Consider the following 18,545-nt stretch of genomic DNA (forward strand, 5'->3'; position numbering starts at 1 on the left):
GTCGTCCGGGTCGCGGTCCGCTAGGGGCCGTCGATCCGCGGGGGCACGTCCGGTTCGCCGCTCACGATCGCGCGCAGCCAGTCGCGCGCGTCGATGAAGACGTCGTCCCCGTATCGCGGGTCGAAGCTGACACGCGCCCCATCGGCGCGCGGATAGGAGCCGAGGAACACGACGCTCGGGCTGAAGCGCCGGACCCCGAGCATCGCGTCGGCGACGCGCTCGTCGAGGATGTGGCCGTCGGCGTCGATGATGAACCGGTATCGACCGAGTTCGTCGCCGATCGGGCGGGACTCGAGCAGACTCATGTTGACGCCGCGCGTGGAGAACTGCTCGAGGAGCTCGAGCAGCGCACCGGCCCGGTCGACGGGCAGCTCGGCGACGAGGCTCGTCTTGTCCGCCCCTGTGGGCCGGGGCAGCTCGCGCGACGTGGAGACGAGGACGAACCGCGTGACCGCGTTGGGGTTGTCGATGATGCCGTGGGCGAGCGTGTCGAGCGCGTAGTGGTCGACGATGTTCGGGGGTGCGACGGCGGCGTCCGCGAGGTCGTTCTCCAGCAGCCCGGCGGCCGCCTGCACGTTGCTCGACGCGGGGATGTGGGCGTGGCCGGGCAGGGTGCGATCGAGCCAGCCGCGGCATTGCGCGTAGGCGACGGGGTGCGCGGCGACGACCTTCACGTCCTCGAGGCGCGTCCCGGGGCGCACGACGAGCACGAAACCGACCCGCACGAGGTACTCCCCGATGATGCGGAGCCCCGGCATCGTCGACAGGGCGTCCTGAGCGACCGAGACCCCGCCCTCGATCGAGTTCTCGATCGCGATCATCGCCGCGGTGCTGCGTCCGCTGACGACGTCCTCGAGCGCCTCACCCACGTTGTTGACGGAGCGCCACTCCTGCCCGCGAGCCTCGTCGACCTGGGCGAGCGCCGCCTCCGTGAACGTCCCGCGCGGCCCGAGATAGCTGTAGCTGCGGGGTTCGGGCGCTGGCGCTGTCGACATAGGGGAAGCCTAACGGGCACCCCAGCGGTCGGACCCTGTGCATCCGAGAGCGGTGTCGTGTCCGAACGCTGGGCATGGAACGATCAGGTATGCCCCGCCGCTCCCGCCTCCGCCGCACGCTCGCCGCCATCGGAGCCCTCGTGCTGGGCGGGTCCCTCGCCGCGTGCTCGGCGACGCCGGACCCCGAGTCCGCCGAGGTGCCAGAGGGCGACGGGCCCGTGGTCGCGTTCTACGGCGACTCGTACACCCTCGGCACCGGCGCGAGCGATCCGTCCGCCCGGTGGTCCACGGTGATCGCGCAGCAGCATGGGTGGCGCGAAGTGAATCCGAGCGTCAACGGGCTCGGGTTCGTCAACGCCCGCGGCGCGTTCGGTGAGGGCAGCGGGGACCTGCCGGACCTCATCATCGCGGCGGACCCCGACATCGTCTTCGTCACGATGGGCCTCAACGACAACTTCCGGTATGACTCGTCGGCCGACCTCATCCGCGAACAGATCTCGGCCGATCTGACCCGATTGAACGATGCACTGCCCGATGCCCGCGTCATCGTCGTGGAGCCGTTCTGGTACACGGAGGACCGGCCCGAGTCCGTCTCGACCATCATCGGCTGGGTGGAGGCGGCCGCCGCGGACATCGACGCGGACTACATCCCGGGAGCGAGCCGGTGGTTGGACGGCCACTACGCAGGCTCGGACGACAGCTGGATGGCCTCCGACGGTCTCCACCCCGACGACACCGGCTACGCCCACATGGCCGAGCAGATGGACGCGGCCCTCGCCGCCCTCACCCCACCCCTCTGACCTCCCTCTCTCCCCCCTAAAAACTTCGTATGTGCTCGAAAATTCGAACACATACGAAGTTTTCAGGGGGGAGAGTCAGGGGGTGAGGGAGGGGGCGGCGGGGTTGGGGGTCTCGATGTGGGAGGCGGTGACGCGCACGTCGAGACCGCCGTCGTGCTCCATCGCGTCGAGGTGGGCCCGGACGGCATCACCGACGGTCCGCAGCGTCCGCGGCACGGGGTAGGTGGAGAGGACGCCGACGGCGACCTCCACCCGCAGGCCCTTCTCCTTATCCCGGACGAGCGACACCTTGGCGGGAGCCTGGTCGTCCGACGCCGCCACGTTGACGACCGTGAGCCCCACCGCACGATGGAGCGGACCGGCCGGATAGACGCCCACGACGCCGGGGATCCCGGCGACGAGCGTCGTCAACTCGCGGGACAGGTCGAGATCGTTCACCGGGGGACCTCCGTGCTCGCCGTCCGCTGGGTGTGGACGTCCTGAATGGTCACATCGATCGAGGTGACGTTGAGTTCGGTGTGCTCGCGGAGCGAGGCCCCGATGACGGCGCGCATCTCGCGCGCGAGCTCGAGGAGGTTGCGTCCGAACACGCCGGAGGCCGTCACGTCGATCGAGATCGGCTCCCCCGGGACCGTGACGTCCCCGTCGAGCCGGACCCGGCCGACGATCGCGCCGCCCACTCCGTCGCCGGCCGCGCGGATCAGACCGCGCACCGAACCCTCGGTGACCGTGAGCCGCACCTCGGGATCGACACTCGTGATCGGGATGTCCCGGCCCGCCCGCGCCTCTCTGCTGATGTTGTCCATCACGTTCTTGATCCATTTGTCGTCGCGCCCGCGATCCTCGGCGGCCTCGGCCTCGAGCATCGCCCACGTGGCCGACCGCAAGCGGCCGAGCGCGTCGAGGGCGATGAGGCAGCCCGGCGAGTTCTCGATGTCGGGGTTCCGCGGCGATCGCCCAGAGTCGAGGTAGTCGGAGAGCTCCTCGACGCTGTGACCGTCGAGGAATTCCGGGTCGAGGCCGTCGAGCACCTCCTCGGGACCCACGTCGCCCTCCTGGTCGTCCCTCATCGCCATTCCTCCATGTCCTTGAGCAGGGCGCGACGGGCACGGGAGAGCAGGCCCCGAACCGTCGACACGGGCAGGTCGAGCTCCTCCGCGATATCGGCGTACGCCAGCCCGCCGACCTCCTTCAGTACCCAGCATTCACGTTGCTCGGCGGGCAGCCGCCCGAGCGCGTCCGACAGCGCGCGCATCTGCATGCTCGCCTCGACCTGACGCTCCGGGGTGTTTCGTGCAGGACCCGGGGCGTCCCAATCGGCGATGTCGCGGTGGTACTTGCGTCGGCGGAGACGTTCGATGGCCTTGTTCGAGACCAGCCGCATGAGCCAGGATCTCACGACGGTCACGTCGGCGAGCTCGGCCACGTGGTTCCAGGCGTTGATGAACGACTCCTGCACCACGTCGTCGGCCTCGTCGTTCGATCCGAGGACCTTCACGGCGTAGGCCCGGAGCATCGGACCGTAGCGTCGCATGAGGGCCTCGAACGCGGCCGGATCGCCGTCGGCGGCCCGGGATGCGAGGATGCCGTCCGAGGCGTCGGAGAGGGGAGAGCGCGCGTCCATCCCACCCTTCCCGTTCGCGGCGAGAAAAGAATCTCGAGAAATTTCGCGATTCCGCGTGACGAAACCCGCCGTGGTGTCGTCCTATGAGTGACTATCGCACTCGGGCGGTGGTCGGCGAAACGGTCCACCACCCGCTCACCCGGATCTTGACAAACAGAAGGAGAACCATCATGACGAACACCACGGCCGCGACCACATCCACCGACCTCACCGAGGCCGGCTCGGGTAAGACGGTCATCGTCGATGGCGTCGTCTCGAAGGTCGCCGGCATCGCCGCGGCCCAGGTTCCCGGCGTCCACGCGCTCGGCGGCGGCGTCACCCGCGCGATCGGCGCGATCCGCGAGGCCATCAACCAGACCGACAAGGGTCAGGGCGTGTCCGTCGAGGTCGGCGATACGCAGGCCGCCGTCGACATCACGCTCGTCGCCGAGTACCCGGTATCGCTGCAGAAGGTGGCGGACGACGTGCGCGAAGCCGTCACGACCGCGATCGAGCAGATCGTCGGACTCGAGGTGACGGAGGTCAACGTGACCATCAACGACGTGCACCTCCCGACCGACGACGACGCCGAGCAGCACGACGCGCGCGTCCAGTAAGGACCCCAGAGCCCGGAAGCCCCGACCGAACCCCCTCATCGGTCGGGGCTTCCGTTCGTCGTCGGAGCAGCGCCGATCGGCGCGCGTGGCCCTCCCGACGCCCACGGCAACCTCTGGTCGCGCATCCCGCGGTCCTGCCAGAATGGCCCCATGACCGACCGCGCAGGAACACCCGCAACCGAATCCGATCTCGTCGACCTCGATGCTCTGCACGAGGCGTACTACGCCCTCAAGCCCGACGTCTCCATCGCCGAGCAGCGCGTCGTGTTCGGCACGAGCGGTCACCGCGGCTCGTCGCTGTCCACCTCCTTCAACGAGGACCACATCGCCGCGACCACCCAGGCGATCGTCGAGTACCGCGCGAGCCAGGGCATCACCGGCCCCCTCTTCATCGGAGCCGACACGCATGCGCTCAGCCGTCCGGCCCTCACGACGGCGCTCGAGGTCCTCGTGGGCAACGACGTGCGCGTGCTCGTCGACGAGTTCGACGACTTCGTGCCCACGCCTGCCCTCAGCCACGCGATCCTCGCCTACAACAACGCCGGCCACGACGACGAGGCCGACGGCATCGTCGTGACCCCGAGCCACAACCCTCCGCGCGACGGCGGCTTCAAGTACAACCCCCCGCACGGCGGCCCGGCCGACTCCGACGCGACGTCCTGGATCGCGAATCGCGCGAACGAACTCATCGCCGCGGGCCTCGCGGACGTCACCCTCGCGGAGCCCACCGCCGTGGAGACGTACGACTTCCGGAAGGCGTACGTCGACGATCTCGCGAACATCATCGACTTCGACGTCATCAAGACGGCCGGTCTCCGCATCGGCGCCGACCCGCTCGGTGGTGCGAGCGTGCACTACTGGCAGGCGATCGCCGACACGTACGGCCTCGACCTCACGGTCGTGAACCCCGACGTCGATCCCACGTGGCGCTTCATGACGCTCGACTGGGACGGCAAGATCCGCATGGACCCGTCGTCGGCCAACGCGATGGCCTCGGTGCTCGCCCACCGTGACGAGTACGACATCCTCACGGGCAACGACGCCGATGCGGACCGCCACGGCATCGTCACGCCCGACGGCGGTCTCATGAACCCGAACCACTACCTCGCCGTGGCGATCGAGTACCTCTACGCCAACCGCGACGGGTGGAAGAAGGATGCCGCGATCGGCAAGACGCTCGTCTCGTCGAGCATGATCGACCGCGTCGCCGAGTCCCTCGGCCGCCGCCTCTGGGAGGTCCCGGTGGGCTTCAAGTGGTTCGTGCCCGGACTCGTCGACGGCTCGGTGGGGTTCGGGGGCGAGGAGAGCGCGGGCGCGAGCTTCCTGCGCTTCGACGGCACCGTCTGGACCACCGACAAGGACGGCATCCTCCTGTGCCTGCTGGCGGCGGAGATCACGGCGAAGACGGGCAAGACCCCGTCGCAGCTGTACGCCGAGCTCACCGAACGCTTCGGCTCCCCCGCCTACGAGCGCGTCGACGCGGCGGCCTCGAAGGAGCAGAAGGCCAAGCTCGGCAAGCTCGACGGCGACGCGATCACCGCCACCGAGCTGGCCGGCGAGCCGATCATCGCGAAGCTCTCGGCCGCTCCCGGCAACGGCGCGGCGGTCGGCGGTCTCAAGGTCGTGACGGAGAACGCGTGGTTCGCCGCGCGCCCGTCGGGCACCGAGGACGTGTACAAGATCTACGCCGAGTCCTTCAAGGGCGCCGAGCACCTCAAGCAGGTGCAGGCCGAGGCCAAGCAGATCGTCGACGCCGCCATCGCCTGACCCCTTCCTCTCTCCCCCCTTTTAACTTCGTATGTGCTCGAATTTTCAAGCACATACGAAGTTTTTAGGGGGGCGGGAAGGGAGGGGTCAGGGGACGGCGTAGTACCAGACGGTGGAGTCGGGGTGGTCGATCGTGATCGCGTCGTCGACGTCGCGGAAGTCGCGGTTCTCGTTGTGTCCGGCCACCTTGATCTCGAGTCCCTCCGGGCCCTCGACGATGTCGGAGACGACCATCACGTGGTCGGGATTGTCGTTGAAGTTCCAGTCGAAGAACGCGATATCACCGACCTTGAGCTGGTCGCGCTGGGAGTCGTCGAGTCGCGTGAGCCCGGGGCCCTCGTCGCTCGCGAGCCAGTCCTCGAGCGACGGGGCGTACACCCATGCCCGCGTGCCCTGCGCGTTCGCGCTCGACCACGCGGGGGTCATCTCCCAGCCACGCGCGAGCAGGGTCTGGGAGACGAAATTGGCGCAGTCGCCGCCTGACGGGTTGTAGTCGCCGAAGTCGGCGTTGTAGCTCTCCCAGTGGGTGAGCGCGTAGCCGAGCTGCTTGTCCACGGGGGTGAGCGCCTCGTAGGTGTACGTGCTGGTGCCGATCTCGGGGATCTTGGTCTCCCCCGCGAGCACCGTGATCTCGGCCGTCGTCGGCTGGTAGTCCGCGGTTCGCGGGACGGCAGCGGTCACGCGGGTGTCGTCGACCACCGTGAGGGAGGTGACCGGAACGCCGCCCACGAGCACCTGGGTGACCTCGGAGAGTCCGAGGCCCGTGATGGCGATCTCGCCGCCGCCGCTCACCGGTCCGACGGGTGCGTCGATGTTCGCCACGACGCTCACGTCCATCGAGACGGGCTCGAAGGCGATGGGCTCGGCCGCGGGGGCCGTCGTGCAGCCGGACATGACCAGCCCGCTGACGACCGCGACGACACCGACCAGGAGGGTCGACCGACGGCGGCGACGGGGCGATGGTGCGGTCACGGCAGGGGCATCCTCGAAGATCTGGGGTCGCTCCATGGTACGACGCGACGATGGGAGGAGGCCGACGGCCACGGCGGTGTCGGGGATCGGGTCCTGCCGCCCACCGGCTTCCCGAAACCGCCCGGAACATCCTAGGCTGTGATTACAACGATGTAACCGGGAGACGCACATGGCTGACGCACGACTGATCTTCGACCACCGCCGCCCCGTCGGCGCCGTGAACCGGCGCGTCTTCGGGTCCTTCATCGAGCACCTCGGGCGCGCGGTCTACGACGGTCTCCACGAGCCCGGACACCCCACGGCCGACGCCGACGGATTCCGCGAGGACGTGAAGGAGCTCGTGCGCGAGCTCGGCGTCAGCGCCGTCCGCTACCCCGGCGGCAACTTCGTCTCCGGCTTCCGCTGGGAGGACAGCGTGGGTCCGCGCGAGGAGCGGCCGAAGCGCCTCGACCTCGCCTGGCACTCCACGGAGACCAACGAGGTCGGCCTCCACGAGTTCGCCGCGTGGCTCGACGCCGTCGGCAGCGAACTCATGCTCGCCGTGAACCTCGGCACGCGCGGCACCCTCGAGGCGATCGACCTCCTCGAGTACTCCAACCTCGCGCAGGGCTCGGCCCTCGCCGACCGGCGCATCGCGAACGGCCGCACGAGGCCGTTCGACGTGAAGATGTGGTGCCTCGGCAACGAGATGGACGGCCCGTGGCAGCTCGGTCACCGTTCGGCCGACGACTACGGAAAGCTCGCCGCGCAGACCGCGAAGGGCATGCGCATGTTCGACCCGTCGCTCGAACTCGTGGTGTGCGGTTCCTCCGGTCGGGGCATGCCCACGTTCGGCGAGTGGGAGCGCGTGGTCCTGAATCACGCCTACGACGACGTCGACTACATCTCCTGCCACGCCTATTACGCGGAGAAGGACGGCGACCTCGGCAGCTTCCTGGCCTCGGCGATCGACATGGACTCGTTCATCGAGCAGGTCGTCACGACGATCGACCATGTGAAGGCCGTGAAGCGCAGCGACCACGTCGTCAACATCTCGTTCGACGAGTGGAACGTGTGGGACATCGCCCGCTTCGAGAACGTCGACAAGATCGAGGGCGTCGACAACTGGCCGGTCGCACCGCGACTGCTCGAGGACGCCTACACGGTGTCCGATGCGGTCGTCGTGGGCAACCTGCTCATCTCGCTGCTGCGCCGGGCCGACCGCGTGACGAGCGCGTCGCTCGCGCAGCTCGTCAACGTGATCGCCCCGATCATGACGGAGCCGGGTGGGATCGCCTGGAAGCAGACGACGTTCTTCCCGTTCGCCGTGACGTCGGCGCTCGCGACGGGGCAGAGCGTCCCGACCCGGGTCGATTGCGACACCTACGAGACGAAGGAGTTCGGCGACGCTCCTCTCGTGGACGCCGTGACGACGGTGGACGAGGAGACGAACAGCGCGAGCGTCTTCGCCGTGAACCGCTCGCAGACCGAGAGCGTGCGCCTGACGATCCCCGTGGGCGAATTCGGCGACATCGCCGAGGCGACCGCCCAGACGCTGTCGGACGAGGACCCGTACGCCGTGAACACGCTCGAGAACCCAGAGCGTGTCGGCCTGAAGGCGAACGACTCGATCCGTGTGGAGAACGGAGAGGTCGTCGTCGACCTGCCGCCGATCTCGTGGACCGCGATCGCCCTGACGCGCGCCGTCGGCGCGACCGCCTAGGGCGATTCCGACCGCTCGTCCCGGCCCTCCGCGAGCGCACGCTCGCGGAGGGCCAGGAAGAGCGGGAAGGCGAATGCGAGCGCGATGAAGGGCGCGGTGAGGACGACGAGCCAGACGCGCTTCATGCGCAGCCGCCTCCCCTCCACGATCATGAAGATCACCGCGGCGACGGCGACGACGAGGAGGTCCGTTGTGAGCGATGACACGGACGGGCCGCCCCCGAACCAGTCGCCGAGGACGTCGCGTCGCTCGATGATCGCGATGACGTTGTACGTCCATGTGCCCACGAGGCCCGCCGCGGCCAGTGCCAGGTAGAGGTATGCGCGCGGGGTCCACCGACGATGAGTCGGGACCGGACGGGACGATGTACCGCTCATCGGATCGACCCCCGATCGGACTCCACGGGGCGGACGGCACCGCTCGAGTCGGACGCTCCGCCGGCTCTCCCCCGGACGAGGACGATCACCGTGCTCGTCGCGACCGCGACCACGAGCGCGGTGACCACGAGCGTGGTCAGCGCGTCCGGCGAGACGATCGACTGGCCGCGGAGGGCCTGCCACGTGACGATCGCGACCAGTCCGGCGAACCCGCACACGGCGACGAGCACGAGGCGCGCCCGCACGACCGCATCGCGGAGGACGGCGACCCGCCGTGCCAGCACCTCGAGACCGATCACGACGAGAGGGAGCGCCTGGAGGGCGTGCATGCCGATGAAGTGCGGAACCCGGAGGTCCCCGCCTTCGGTGCTCCAGCCGAGCAGCGGCAACCCGGGACCGCCGTCGGCCACGCCCACCGCGTGCGCACCGGCGACGCCCTGGAAATCGTTCAACTGCTCCGACGTGGGACTCGTCATGAGGAACGCGAGCCCCATACCGATGATTCCGATGACGAGGCCCGCGCGGATCGCGAGGGCGCGCGCCGGGTCGCCGAGCGGAGCGCGGACGAGCGCGACGGCGACGACAGCAGTTGCCACCCACACCACCACGATGGATACCGCCATGAGCGACCATGCGGCCGTTGCGAGCGGGGTCGAGACGTTGAAGTGACTCGTCGTGTTCGTCACCACGGCGCCCACGATGACGACCATCTCGAGGACGAGCGCCACCACGACGATGTTTCCGACGGCGGACAGGAGTCGGTGCGCTCGGGGAGCGAGGCCGATCATCCACGCGAGCGTCACGGCGTAGACGGCGATGGAGAGCCCGAACTTGAGGGGCTTCGCCCATGCCGGCTGGCCGAGGACCTCGCGGGGATCGACGACGACCCCCACGACGCAGACGACGGCGAAGACGGCCGAGATCACCGCGAGTACGAGGAGGGGCCGGTGGGGGTGGGAGATGGAGAGGAACGGAGCGTTCGCCGGCGGAGCGGCGGAGCGAACGGTGGAAGCGATACGGGTCACGAGGATGACTCCTGTCCGGATGTCGTTTGCGCGGTCTACACGGCCGGCGGGGAAGCCGGCGGGGGCGACGGGAAGCGGCGCTCCCCCTCGGTCGCCTGCGCGATGCGGCGCAGCGACTGGAAGACGACATCGCCGAGCGCCGTCCCGACGGCGACGATGCGGGCCTGGGCTGCGGGATCCGGACGACGTTCGAGCTCGTCGAAGTCCGCACGAGCGACGATCGCCGCCGCCTCCGCGTACCGCTCGAGCCACGCGGCACTGATCGGTTCGCCGGCCGCCTCGAACGTGTCGAGAGCGCGAGCGGCGGACGCCGCCGCGGGGTGACCGACCGCATGCGGATGGATCACGTCGCGTATCGCGTCCGTCGCGTGTGCGGAGGGTTCGGTCCCGTCCGTCGCGCCGACGAGGGGCACCGCCGACTGCGCCACACCGAACGCCTCATTCACCGGGATGCCGGCATCGAGCGCGCCTGCGATGCGCTTGACTCCCGCGATGCTCACCCCGGCGGAATCGACGAGCCCGCGGATGAGGCGCAGGCGCGCGAGATGGTCGCCACCATAGGTCGCCCGGTTGGGGCCGTCGGACTCCCCCGCGGCCAGCACGCCCTCCCGGATGTAGTACTTGATCGAGGCGACACTGACTCCGGAGAGACGACTCAGTTCGGAGATGCGCATGCGGATAGCGTAGCTATCGGATAGTCCGACTGTCTATGAGATCCGACAGACGACGCCGAAGGACTCAGAGTTCGACCGATTTGTCCATCATCTGTCCGATATCTCCTCATTCAGGCCTGATCGGGCGTGACCCGTTGTGGTGATCCGGTCAGCGGCTTAGCGTTCACCTCAGGTGGTCGGGATCACGGCGGTTAGGCTTTCTGCCCGGTTCGAGATCCGCCACCCGTAAGACGGGAGGGTCGGTGTTCGGGCATCGACCCTTTTATGTGCCCGCGGGGAGAACTCCCCGTGGAGGCGAATGACGCTCGACTCTAGACTCGGGGGACGCCAAACGCCGGAAGGACACCGTGACCAGCCCGACTCCTCCCCCGACCGTCCCGCACGAGGTTCCGCCGCCCGGCTACAAGGGAACGGGAGCTTGGGCCCTCGGCTTCCTCGCCTACGTGCCGATCCCCTTCATCGCCCAGATCATGACGGGATTGATCATGGCGGGGGTCTATCCCACGCACAAGAAGCGCGGAGCGATCGCCCACGCGAACGCCCGTCACGCGGCCAACTGGGGGCTGACCTACTCCACGCTCACCGTCGTCCTGATCCTGCTCGCGATCGGCTTCGCCGCCCTCATCACGAACGGCGGATCGACCACGGCCTCGGGGTCCGTGACCGCGCTCCCGCTCATCCCCCTCGGGCTCTGGATGCTGGTGAGCCTCGTGCACGTCATCGTGACGATCATCGGCACGGTTCAGGCGTCGCGGGGAGCGGTCTTCCGCTTCCCGCTGGCGATCCGCTTCATCTCGCAGTAGGGACGCCGCGCGATCGCCGTCGTCAGGCGGCGACGCGCTCGTGGGCCTCGGCGAGGAGCTCGACGGACCGCAAGCGCGCGGACGTGGTGAGCGACGAGTGCGCGACGATGACCTCGTCGACGTCTGCAGAACGAGCGAACTCGGCGACGTAATCGGCGACCTCCGCGGCCGTTCCCACGCCGGTGTAGGTGGTCATGCTCTGCACGTGCGCTCCGGCCGGGGTCGTGAGGAGGTAGTCGAGCTCCTCGTCGGTGAAGGTGCGATCGAGGGGGATGCGACCGCCCTGGCGCAGCATCATCTCGAGTCGCGCCCGCTTGGTCCGCGTGAGCTGCTCACGGGCCTCGTCGGCGTCGACCGACGCGATCGCGTTGACGCCGGCGATCGCGTACGGCCGCTCGAGCTGCTCGGACGGCTGGAATTCGCGGCGGTAGACGGCGATGGCGTCGTGGAGGGCGTCGGGCGCGAAGTGCGAGGCGAACGCGTACGGGAGGCCGAGAGCCGCGGCGAGCTTCGCGCCGAACAGCGACGAACCGAGGATGTAGAGGGGCACGTTGGTTCCTGCTCCGGGTGTCGCGCTGACACCGGGGACGCGGGACTGCCCGGCGAGGAAGCCCTGCAGCTCGACGACGTCCTGCGGGAACTGGTCGGAGGCCGACGGGTCGCGACGCAAGGCGCGGAACGTGGCCATGTCTCCCCCGGGAGCGCGTCCGAGACCGAGGTCGATCCGGCCGGGGTGGAGGGTCTCGAGAGTGCCGAACTGCTCGGCGATCGCGAGGGGCGAGTGATTCGGAAGCATGACGCCACCGGAGCCCAGGCGGATGCTCGACGTCTGACTCGCGACGTGCGCGATGAGGACAGATGTCGCGCTCGAGGCGATCGACGCCATGTTGTGGTGCTCCGCGTACCAGACGCGCCGGTATCCGCTCCGCTCGGCCTGCTGCGCCAGGGCGACGGATGCCGCGAAGCTGTCGCGCGCCGTTTCACCGGGAGCGATGGGGGCGAGGTCGAGGACAGAGAGGGGAACGGTCATAGTGGGTGGAACGTCGGCGAGGGCGATCCTGTTCCCTCCCGTCGCTCGGCCCGCTCGATCCGGCCCTCAGGCGGTCGCGGCGAACGCCTGACGCTCGCCGTCCGCCATCTGGGCGAGCTCGCGGCCCAGGAGGATCGCGGCGAGGCGCACGTTGCTGAGGGCGAGGCGGGCGAGGCGCACGTCCTCGTCGTCGACCGTCCAGGGGAAGTCGTCGCCGAGGTAGCCGATCGTCTCCGCGGGGAGCCGGCACAGGAGCCGGTCGGCCTTCTGCTCGGTGGCCCAGAGCGCGTCCGGGTCGATGTCGGCTCGGCCCGAGATGTCGGCTCGGCCCGAGATGTCGGCACGGAATGCGGCGGCGGTGTTCGCGGTGATGTCGGTGAGCATGATGGCCTCGTCTCTTCGGGTGAGCTTCCTACCCCGTGAGACGCAGCCGGTCCGAGATCATGACGCGGGTTCGACCAATACGTCGGCGACCGTCAGATCCCGGGTCGCCCGCTCTCCGCCACGACGCGCGATGGTACCGGCTGTGACGGGTGCGGCTCGTCCCCCAACCGGTGCTGCTCGCGCCACATCGCCGCCTCGAGGTCCGTGCGCACCTCGGCGTACTCCGGATCGTCGGCGACGTTCCGGACTTCCTCCGGATCGCGCGCGAGGTCGTACAGCTCCCACTCGCCGGGATACGAGAACGGCCCCGTCCCGGCCAGCCCCAGGCCGTCGTTGTAGAAGAAGATGAGCTTGTAGCGTTCCGTCCGATAGCCGTAGTGGGCCGGGGCGTTGTGGAACACGTCTCCGTTCTCCCAGTAGCGGTAGTACATGCCGACCGCCGGATCGCTCGTGGGCTGCCCGACCAGGTCGCCCCAGAAGCTCCTTCCCTGCATCCTCGAGACCGCCGGGACGCCGGCCGCATCGAGGATCGTCTGAGCGATGTCGACGTTCGTCACGATCCCGTCGTGCACGCCCCCTGGGCCGACCGCGGCGGGGTAGCTCACGAGGAACGGCATCCGCAGCGATTCCTCGTACATGAACCGCTTGTCGAACCATCCGTGGTCCCCGAGGAAGAAGCCCTGGTCGGACGCGTACATGAGCATCGTGTCGTCGAAATCGCCCCGCTCACGCAGCCAGTCGATGACCCGTCCGACGTTCTCGTCCACGGCGTCGACGCAGCGGAGGTAGTCCTCCATGAACCGCTGATACTTCCAGCGTGCGAGAGCGTCGTAGTCGAGGCCGGCCGGCGGATCCTGCTTGAGGTCCTCCGAGTTGAGGTTCTCCGCGAGACGCATGAGCGCCCGCCGGGCGGACGCGGTGCGGGTGGCGTAGTCGTCGTCCCACGTCGCCGGCAGCGGGATCGGGTCCGTGTGCCGGTCCGCGTGGCGAGGATGGGGCTCCCACGACCGGTGCGGCGCCTTGTGGTAGATCAGGACGCACCACGGATCGTCTCCCTCGAGACCCTCCACCCAGTCGAGGGCCAGATCGGTGATGCGGTCGGTCGCGTACCCCTCCACGGTCCGCTCGCCCTCCGACGAGCGGAACGTGGTGTCCCAGTAGTCCCCCTGCCCGAGGAGCACGTCCCAGTAGTCGAAACCCTCGGGATCGTGCCCCTCGCCCTCCCCCATGTGCCACTTCCCGATCATCGCGGTCCGGTAACCCGCCGCCTTCAACTGCGAGACGAACGTCGGTTGTGCCGCGTCGATCGGCGTCTCGAGGGTCGTGACCCCGTTGACGTGACTGTATGTCCCCGTCAGGATGCTCGCGCGGCTGGGGGAGCAGAGCGAGTTGGTCGCGAAGCAGTTGTCGAATCGCCAACCCTCGCGGCCGATCTCGTCGATGCGCGGCGTCGTCGTGATCGTCGAGCCGTAGGCTCCGATCGCATGGGCCGCATGGTCATCGGTCAGGATCATCACGACGTTCGGGCGTCGACGCGAACCCGACGCATCCGCCCCCGCCCCTGTCACGGCGTGGCCCCTTCCGTCCGCGAGCCGTCGTAGGTGGCCTCATCGAGGCCCGAGAGCGTCGGGTCGTAGCCGAGCTCTCCGACGTCGTACATCGAGGTCATCCAGTGATAGAACTTGTCGCCGCGTTCGCGGAGCACCGAATAGAGCCGGGTCATGAGCTCGGTCCTCGTGCCGAACATCTCGGGGAGCTCGTAGACGTTGAGGAGTTCGTCCGGATCGACGTGGAGGTCGTAGAGCTCGTTCACGGAATCCGGATTGACGACGAGCTTGAACCGGTCGGTGCGGATCATCCGCTGCGGGTACGGGAAGTGGTGGCCGTGGAACTCGCACACGATGTCCTCCTCCCAGGCGACCTCCTCGCCCCGGACGAGCGGGAGCAGGCTCCGCGAGTCCACGGCGGGCGCCGCGTCGAGTCCCGCGAGCTCGAGGATGGTCGCCGTGCAGTCGAGGAGACTGACGAACTCCTCGCGGACCACGCCCTCGGGCGCCCCCGGCACGCGGAGAAGGCCGGGCGTCCGGTAGATGTCCTCGTACATGGCCGGCCCCTTGTCGTGCAGCCGATGGGATCCCGTGAACTCCCCGTGGTCGCACGTGAAGAACACCGACGTCTCGTCGGCGAGCCCGAGCCGGGTCATGGCGTCCATGACCCGGCCGATCTGCTCGTCGATGAGTTTGACGTATCCCCAGTACACCGCGATGAGCTTGCGGCTGACCTCGATGTCCATGGAATCGAAGGTCCAGTGAGCGCTGTAGTTCTTCTGCACGGGCGGCTTGCCCTCGAACGTCTCGAACATCGACTTCGGCATCTCGATCTGCTCCGGATCGAACATGTCGAAGTACTCGTCGGGGACGATGTACGGCAGGTGCGGGCCGAAGAAGTGCAGCGCGAGGTAGAACGGCTTGTCGTCCCGCTGGTAGTCCTCCGCGTACCTCTCCAATTGCTCGATCGCCCGTGTGGCCAGGTAGTACTCGAACGTCGCCTCCACCGGCTGGTGGAGCCGGGCGGCGAGGAGGTTCCCCGGCCCGCCGTTCGGAAGGGTTCCACGGATGCGATCACTGATCTCATAGGGCGGCAGGGCGTTCTCGTCGAGGTAGGCGAGGTAGTCCGCGTTGTCGATCGGATTGTGCCAACCCGGCAGATCCGGGCCGTCGAAGCCGAAGTCCGCGGCCCGCTTCTCGTTACCGACGTGCCATTTTCCGATCAGCCCCGTGTTGTATCCGGCGTCTCGGAGCGACTCGACGAACGTGAACTGCCCGTCGGAGAGGTCCTCGATGTAGCCGACGTTCCTCTCGTGGTTCGCAAGGAGCTTGTGGCGGAACGGCGCATAGCCCGTCAGGAGGCTCGCCCGGGCAGGCGTGCAGATCGCCGTGGGCGTGTACCAGCGGTCGAAACGCGTTCCCGTCCGTGCCAGCTCGTCGAGCACGGGGCTCGTCCCGGCCGGGTTCCCGTAGGTACCGAGGGTGTCCGAGCGGTGCTGGTCCGTCATGAGGAAGAGGATGTTCCTCGGGGTCGTCATCTACTCACCCGCCGACGTGAAGATGTCCCCGAGGTAGTACTCGGAGGGCTCGACGGGCGAGGGCAGCTTGCCTGCGCCGACGAAGTACTCGTTCATCCCGGTGAGCCACGTGTCGATCGTCCCGTCGGCGGTCCAGCCGTCGAGCTCCTCCGTCGACAGGATCTGCACGTTGCCCGCGTCGGCCTCGACCTGGGCGGGTTCGACGGACAGCATGGCCGCCGTCGCCTCGATGGTGGCGTCGAGGTCCGTGGAACGGAACTCCATCGCCTCGCGGAGAGCAGCGACGACGCGTTCGACCTTCTCCGGCTCCTCCTCGACGACATCGTTTCCGGCGACGAACGCCGTCGGGAAGGCCACGACGTCCTCGAAGTCGCTGTTCTGCGCGAGCTCGACGAGGTCGGGCACCTGCTCCTTCACCGTGGCGAGCGCCGGATACCAGAACCCGGCGCCGTCGACCTGCTGCGAGGCGAGCGCAGCCACGATGGCGGCCGGCTCCATCGGGACGAGATCGACGTCGTCCTTCGTCATGCCCGCCTCCTGGAGGGCGAGGGTGAGGATCATGTCACCGCTCGTTCCCTCCGGCACGGCGACGGTCTTCCCGCGCAGATCCTCGATGCTCTCGATACCCGGTTGCGCGACCACCCGATCGGCCTGGCCGAGCGTGTTGATCGCGACCACCTTGGCCTCGCCGGAAGCCGGCAGCCACATGGCCCCCGGGCCGATGTATCCGAAGTCGAGGTCGCCCGTGCCGAGCGCCTGGATCTGCAGCGGCCCGTTGGTGAAGACGCTCGCCGTGACGTTGAGTCCGTGCTTCTCCCAGATGCCCTGCTCCTCCGCGACGGCGAGCAGGCTCGCCCCGTTGAAGTCTCCGATGTAGCCGAAGTTCACGTCGATCGTCTCCTCTGCCGAACCGCCGCCGCCCCCGCCATCGGCGCTGCACCCGGTGATGGCGAGCGTGCTGGCGGCCACGAGCGCGAGGGCGCCGAGGAATTTCTTGTTGAAGGTCATGTCGTTTCTTCTCGTTGTCAGGTCGTCGGCGATGACGACGCGGTGCGGTGGTCGGAACTCCCGGCCGTCGCGGTGGATTGGTGGTAGACGGAGTGCCAGACGCGGTTGCGCAGCTCTCCGAATTCGGGGCTGAGTCGGACGTCCTCGGTGCGGGGATACGGCAGGTTCACATCGATGACGTCGAAGATCCGGCCGGGTCGCGCCGCCATGACGACGACGCGGTTGGCGAGGAACACCGCCTCGTCGACGTCGTGCGTGATGAACATGACCGTGCGCTTCTCCTGGCTCCACGTGTCGAGGAGCTGTTCCTGCAGCTTCACGCGGGTGAGGGCGTCGAGCGCGCCGAACGGTTCGTCCATGAGCAGGATCGACGGATTCACGGCGTAGGCACGAGCAATGGCGCAGCGCTGCTTCATTCCGCCGGACAGCATCTTCGGCAGGGCGTCGGCGAACTGCTCGAGGCCCACCATGCGGATGAAGTAGTCGGCACGTTCACGACGCTCCGCGCGCGGCACCTTCGCGGTCTTGAGTCCGAACTCGACGTTCTGACGGACGGTGAGCCAGGGGAACAGCGCGTACTGCTGGAAGATGACACCGCGCTCGGGGCCGGGGCCGTCCACGGCCACTCCATCGACGAGCGCCTCGCCTGCCGTCGGTTCGTCGAGCCCCGCGAGGATGTTCATGAGCGTGGACTTGCCGCAGCCAGATGGCCCGACGACCGTCACGAACTCGTTGTCGGCGATGTCGAGATCGACGCCGCCGAGAGCGACGAACTCCTCGTTCTTCAGCGTGAAGGTCTTCTTCACGTCCCTGACCGAGATCTTCGGGGACGCGGTGGCCCCTCGGCGATCCGTCGTCGTGTCGCTCATCGTCGCTCCTGCCAGCCGGTCAGTTTGGATTCCGCGAGCAGCAGCAACCGGTCCATGACGAGACCGAAGATCCCGATCAGGACGATTCCCACGAAGATCGTCGCGAGGTCGTAGTAGATCTGCGCCGCCTGCATGCGCGCGCCGATGCCGCGCTGCGCACCGAGCAGCTCCGAGGCGACGAGCGTCGCCCACGACGATCCGAGTCCGACGCGCATGCCGACGAGGATGAACGGCGTCGACGCCGGCACGACCACTCGGGCGAAGATCGTGCCGTCCTTCGCACCGAGCACCCGGGCGGCGTTGAGCATCGTGCGGTCGACGCTCACCACACCCTGGTAGGTCGAGATGACGCAGGCGAGGAAGGCGGCGAGGAAGATCACGAAGATCTTCGGGATCTCGCCGATGCCGAGGAGGACGAGCACGAGCGGGAGGAGTGCGAGCGGCGGGATGGTGCGGAAGAACTGGATCCACGGCTCGAGGAGTCCGCGTCCGATGGTGTACCACCCCATCAGGAACCCCACCGGAATCGCGAGGGCCGAGCCGAGGAGGAAGCCGGAGAGCACCCGGCCGAGGCTCGCGGCGATGTCCTCGACGAGGATCCCCTGCTGCGCCAGCGCGATCCCCTTCTCGAGGACCTCCGGCGGCGTCGGCAGCTGGAACCCGTTGAGCGCGAGCACCCACCAGAGGCCGATCCCGCCGATGATGGAGATGGCGTTGAGGACGAGGACGGAGGAGCGGCTGCCCAGCAGGCGGCTGCGCTTGACGCCGGTCCTCGTCGTGGGCGTCGGGGTGGACACCGTCCGATCGGTCACGGTCGACATGGTGTCCCCTCAG

The 18,545-nt window shown here is 68.4% G+C and carries 20 protein-coding genes; 5 read left to right on the forward strand and 15 right to left on the reverse strand.

Going from position 1 to position 18,545, the window contains the following annotated elements:
- Positions 1 to 20: 20 nt before the first annotated feature.
- On the reverse strand, positions 21 to 995 hold the full coding sequence (gene pheA / locus ELQ94_RS10030) for a prephenate dehydratase (protein ID WP_127049658.1): 975 nt from the start codon (positions 993 to 995) through the stop codon (positions 21 to 23).
- Between the two features lie 89 nt (positions 996 to 1,084).
- On the opposite strand from pheA, the gene ELQ94_RS10035 reads away from it, so the two are divergent.
- The gene (locus ELQ94_RS10035) at positions 1,085 to 1,795 is read left to right on the forward strand and encodes an SGNH/GDSL hydrolase family protein (protein WP_127049660.1); all 711 of its coding nucleotides are present in this window, start codon (positions 1,085 to 1,087) and stop codon (positions 1,793 to 1,795) included.
- A 75-nt stretch (positions 1,796 to 1,870) separates the two neighbouring features.
- Here the strand turns inward: ELQ94_RS10035 and ELQ94_RS10040 are convergent, their stop codons facing one another.
- From ELQ94_RS10040 to ELQ94_RS10050, 3 genes are read right to left on the reverse strand one after another with little or no spacing between them, the layout of a single operon-like run.
- Entirely contained in the window at positions 1,871 to 2,233 is a 363-nt protein-coding gene (locus ELQ94_RS10040) for a hypothetical protein (RefSeq protein WP_127049662.1), read from the reverse strand.
- Positions 2,230 to 2,865, reverse strand: coding sequence for an Asp23/Gls24 family envelope stress response protein (locus ELQ94_RS10045; RefSeq protein WP_127049664.1), 636 nt, complete (start codon positions 2,863 to 2,865; stop codon positions 2,230 to 2,232). Before ELQ94_RS10045 ends, ELQ94_RS10040 begins: the two co-directional genes overlap by 4 nt.
- Positions 2,862 to 3,419: an RNA polymerase sigma factor gene (locus ELQ94_RS10050; protein WP_127049666.1), complete on the reverse strand. Its 558-nt coding sequence runs from the start codon at positions 3,417 to 3,419 to the stop codon at positions 2,862 to 2,864. Before ELQ94_RS10050 ends, ELQ94_RS10045 begins: the two co-directional genes overlap by 4 nt.
- A gap of 170 nt (positions 3,420 to 3,589) precedes the next feature.
- Between ELQ94_RS10050 and ELQ94_RS10055 the strand changes: the two genes are divergently transcribed.
- Positions 3,590 to 4,015 carry an Asp23/Gls24 family envelope stress response protein gene (locus tag ELQ94_RS10055; protein WP_127049668.1) on the forward strand — a complete coding sequence of 142 codons (426 nt, stop codon included), beginning with the start codon at positions 3,590 to 3,592 and terminating at the stop codon, positions 4,013 to 4,015.
- 150 nt (positions 4,016 to 4,165) lie between these two features.
- Complete coding sequence (pgm, locus tag ELQ94_RS10060) at positions 4,166 to 5,782, forward strand: phosphoglucomutase (alpha-D-glucose-1,6-bisphosphate-dependent) (RefSeq protein WP_127049670.1); 1,617 nt, start codon at positions 4,166 to 4,168, stop codon at positions 5,780 to 5,782.
- A gap of 87 nt (positions 5,783 to 5,869) precedes the next feature.
- Here the strand turns inward: pgm and ELQ94_RS10065 are convergent, their stop codons facing one another.
- Positions 5,870 to 6,790, reverse strand: coding sequence for an amidase domain-containing protein (locus tag ELQ94_RS10065; RefSeq protein WP_166404719.1), 921 nt, complete (start codon positions 6,788 to 6,790; stop codon positions 5,870 to 5,872).
- Positions 6,791 to 6,923: 133 nt separating this feature from the next.
- Here ELQ94_RS10065 and arfA point away from each other — a divergent pair, with 133 nt between their 5' ends.
- Positions 6,924 to 8,456, forward strand: coding sequence for an arabinosylfuranosidase ArfA (gene arfA / locus ELQ94_RS10070; RefSeq protein WP_127049674.1), 1,533 nt, complete (start codon positions 6,924 to 6,926; stop codon positions 8,454 to 8,456).
- Here the strand turns inward: arfA and ELQ94_RS10075 are convergent.
- Genes ELQ94_RS10075 through ELQ94_RS10085 form a run of 3 tightly spaced genes read right to left on the reverse strand, consistent with a single transcriptional unit; the run spans position 8,453 to position 10,532 of the window.
- Positions 8,453 to 8,833 (reverse strand): DUF2834 domain-containing protein, encoded by a 381-nt coding sequence (locus ELQ94_RS10075; protein ID WP_127049677.1) that lies wholly within the window; start codon positions 8,831 to 8,833, stop codon positions 8,453 to 8,455. The two genes, arfA and ELQ94_RS10075, sit on opposite strands and share 4 nt — an antisense overlap.
- Positions 8,830 to 9,858 carry a hypothetical protein gene (locus ELQ94_RS10080; protein WP_208007602.1) on the reverse strand — a complete coding sequence of 343 codons (1,029 nt, stop codon included), beginning with the start codon at positions 9,856 to 9,858 and terminating at the stop codon, positions 8,830 to 8,832. The genes ELQ94_RS10075 and ELQ94_RS10080 overlap by 4 nt, the downstream gene beginning before the upstream one ends.
- A 35-nt stretch (positions 9,859 to 9,893) precedes the next feature.
- The gene (locus ELQ94_RS10085) at positions 9,894 to 10,532 is read right to left on the reverse strand and encodes a MerR family transcriptional regulator (RefSeq protein WP_127049679.1); all 639 of its coding nucleotides are present in this window, start codon (positions 10,530 to 10,532) and stop codon (positions 9,894 to 9,896) included.
- Positions 10,533 to 10,879: 347 nt separating this feature from the next.
- On the opposite strand from ELQ94_RS10085, the gene ELQ94_RS10090 reads away from it, so the two are divergent.
- Positions 10,880 to 11,335: a magnetosome magnetite crystal formation protein family gene (locus ELQ94_RS10090; RefSeq protein WP_127049681.1), complete on the forward strand. Its 456-nt coding sequence runs from the start codon at positions 10,880 to 10,882 to the stop codon at positions 11,333 to 11,335.
- A 22-nt stretch (positions 11,336 to 11,357) separates the two neighbouring features.
- On the opposite strand, the gene ELQ94_RS10095 is transcribed toward ELQ94_RS10090, so the two are convergent.
- The 7 genes from ELQ94_RS10095 to ELQ94_RS10125 form a co-directional block, all read right to left on the reverse strand.
- Positions 11,358 to 12,365 carry an LLM class flavin-dependent oxidoreductase gene (locus ELQ94_RS10095; protein ID WP_127049683.1) on the reverse strand — a complete coding sequence of 336 codons (1,008 nt, stop codon included), beginning with the start codon at positions 12,363 to 12,365 and terminating at the stop codon, positions 11,358 to 11,360.
- 66 nt (positions 12,366 to 12,431) lie between these two features.
- A complete protein-coding gene (locus ELQ94_RS10100) occupies positions 12,432 to 12,749 on the reverse strand; it encodes a hypothetical protein (RefSeq protein ID WP_127049685.1) in 318 nt (105 codons plus the stop codon).
- A gap of 92 nt (positions 12,750 to 12,841) precedes the next feature.
- Positions 12,842 to 14,263, reverse strand: a complete 1,422-nt coding sequence (locus ELQ94_RS10105; protein ID WP_127050277.1) for a sulfatase family protein — start codon at positions 14,261 to 14,263, stop codon at positions 12,842 to 12,844.
- A 50-nt stretch (positions 14,264 to 14,313) separates the two neighbouring features.
- Positions 14,314 to 15,834 carry a sulfatase family protein gene (locus ELQ94_RS10110; RefSeq protein WP_127049688.1) on the reverse strand — a complete coding sequence of 507 codons (1,521 nt, stop codon included), beginning with the start codon at positions 15,832 to 15,834 and terminating at the stop codon, positions 14,314 to 14,316.
- Complete coding sequence (locus tag ELQ94_RS10115) at positions 15,835 to 16,842, reverse strand: aliphatic sulfonate ABC transporter substrate-binding protein (RefSeq protein WP_127049690.1); 1,008 nt, start codon at positions 16,840 to 16,842, stop codon at positions 15,835 to 15,837.
- Between the two features lie 17 nt (positions 16,843 to 16,859).
- The gene (locus ELQ94_RS10120) at positions 16,860 to 17,711 is read right to left on the reverse strand and encodes an ABC transporter ATP-binding protein (RefSeq protein WP_127049692.1); all 852 of its coding nucleotides are present in this window, start codon (positions 17,709 to 17,711) and stop codon (positions 16,860 to 16,862) included.
- Positions 17,708 to 18,532 (reverse strand): ABC transporter permease, encoded by an 825-nt coding sequence (locus tag ELQ94_RS10125; RefSeq protein ID WP_127049694.1) that lies wholly within the window; start codon positions 18,530 to 18,532, stop codon positions 17,708 to 17,710. Before ELQ94_RS10125 ends, ELQ94_RS10120 begins: the two co-directional genes overlap by 4 nt.
- Positions 18,533 to 18,545 lie beyond the last annotated feature (13 nt).

This window comes from Labedella endophytica (assembly GCF_003990045.1).
Lineage (GTDB): Bacteria > Actinomycetota > Actinomycetes > Actinomycetales > Microbacteriaceae > Labedella > Labedella endophytica.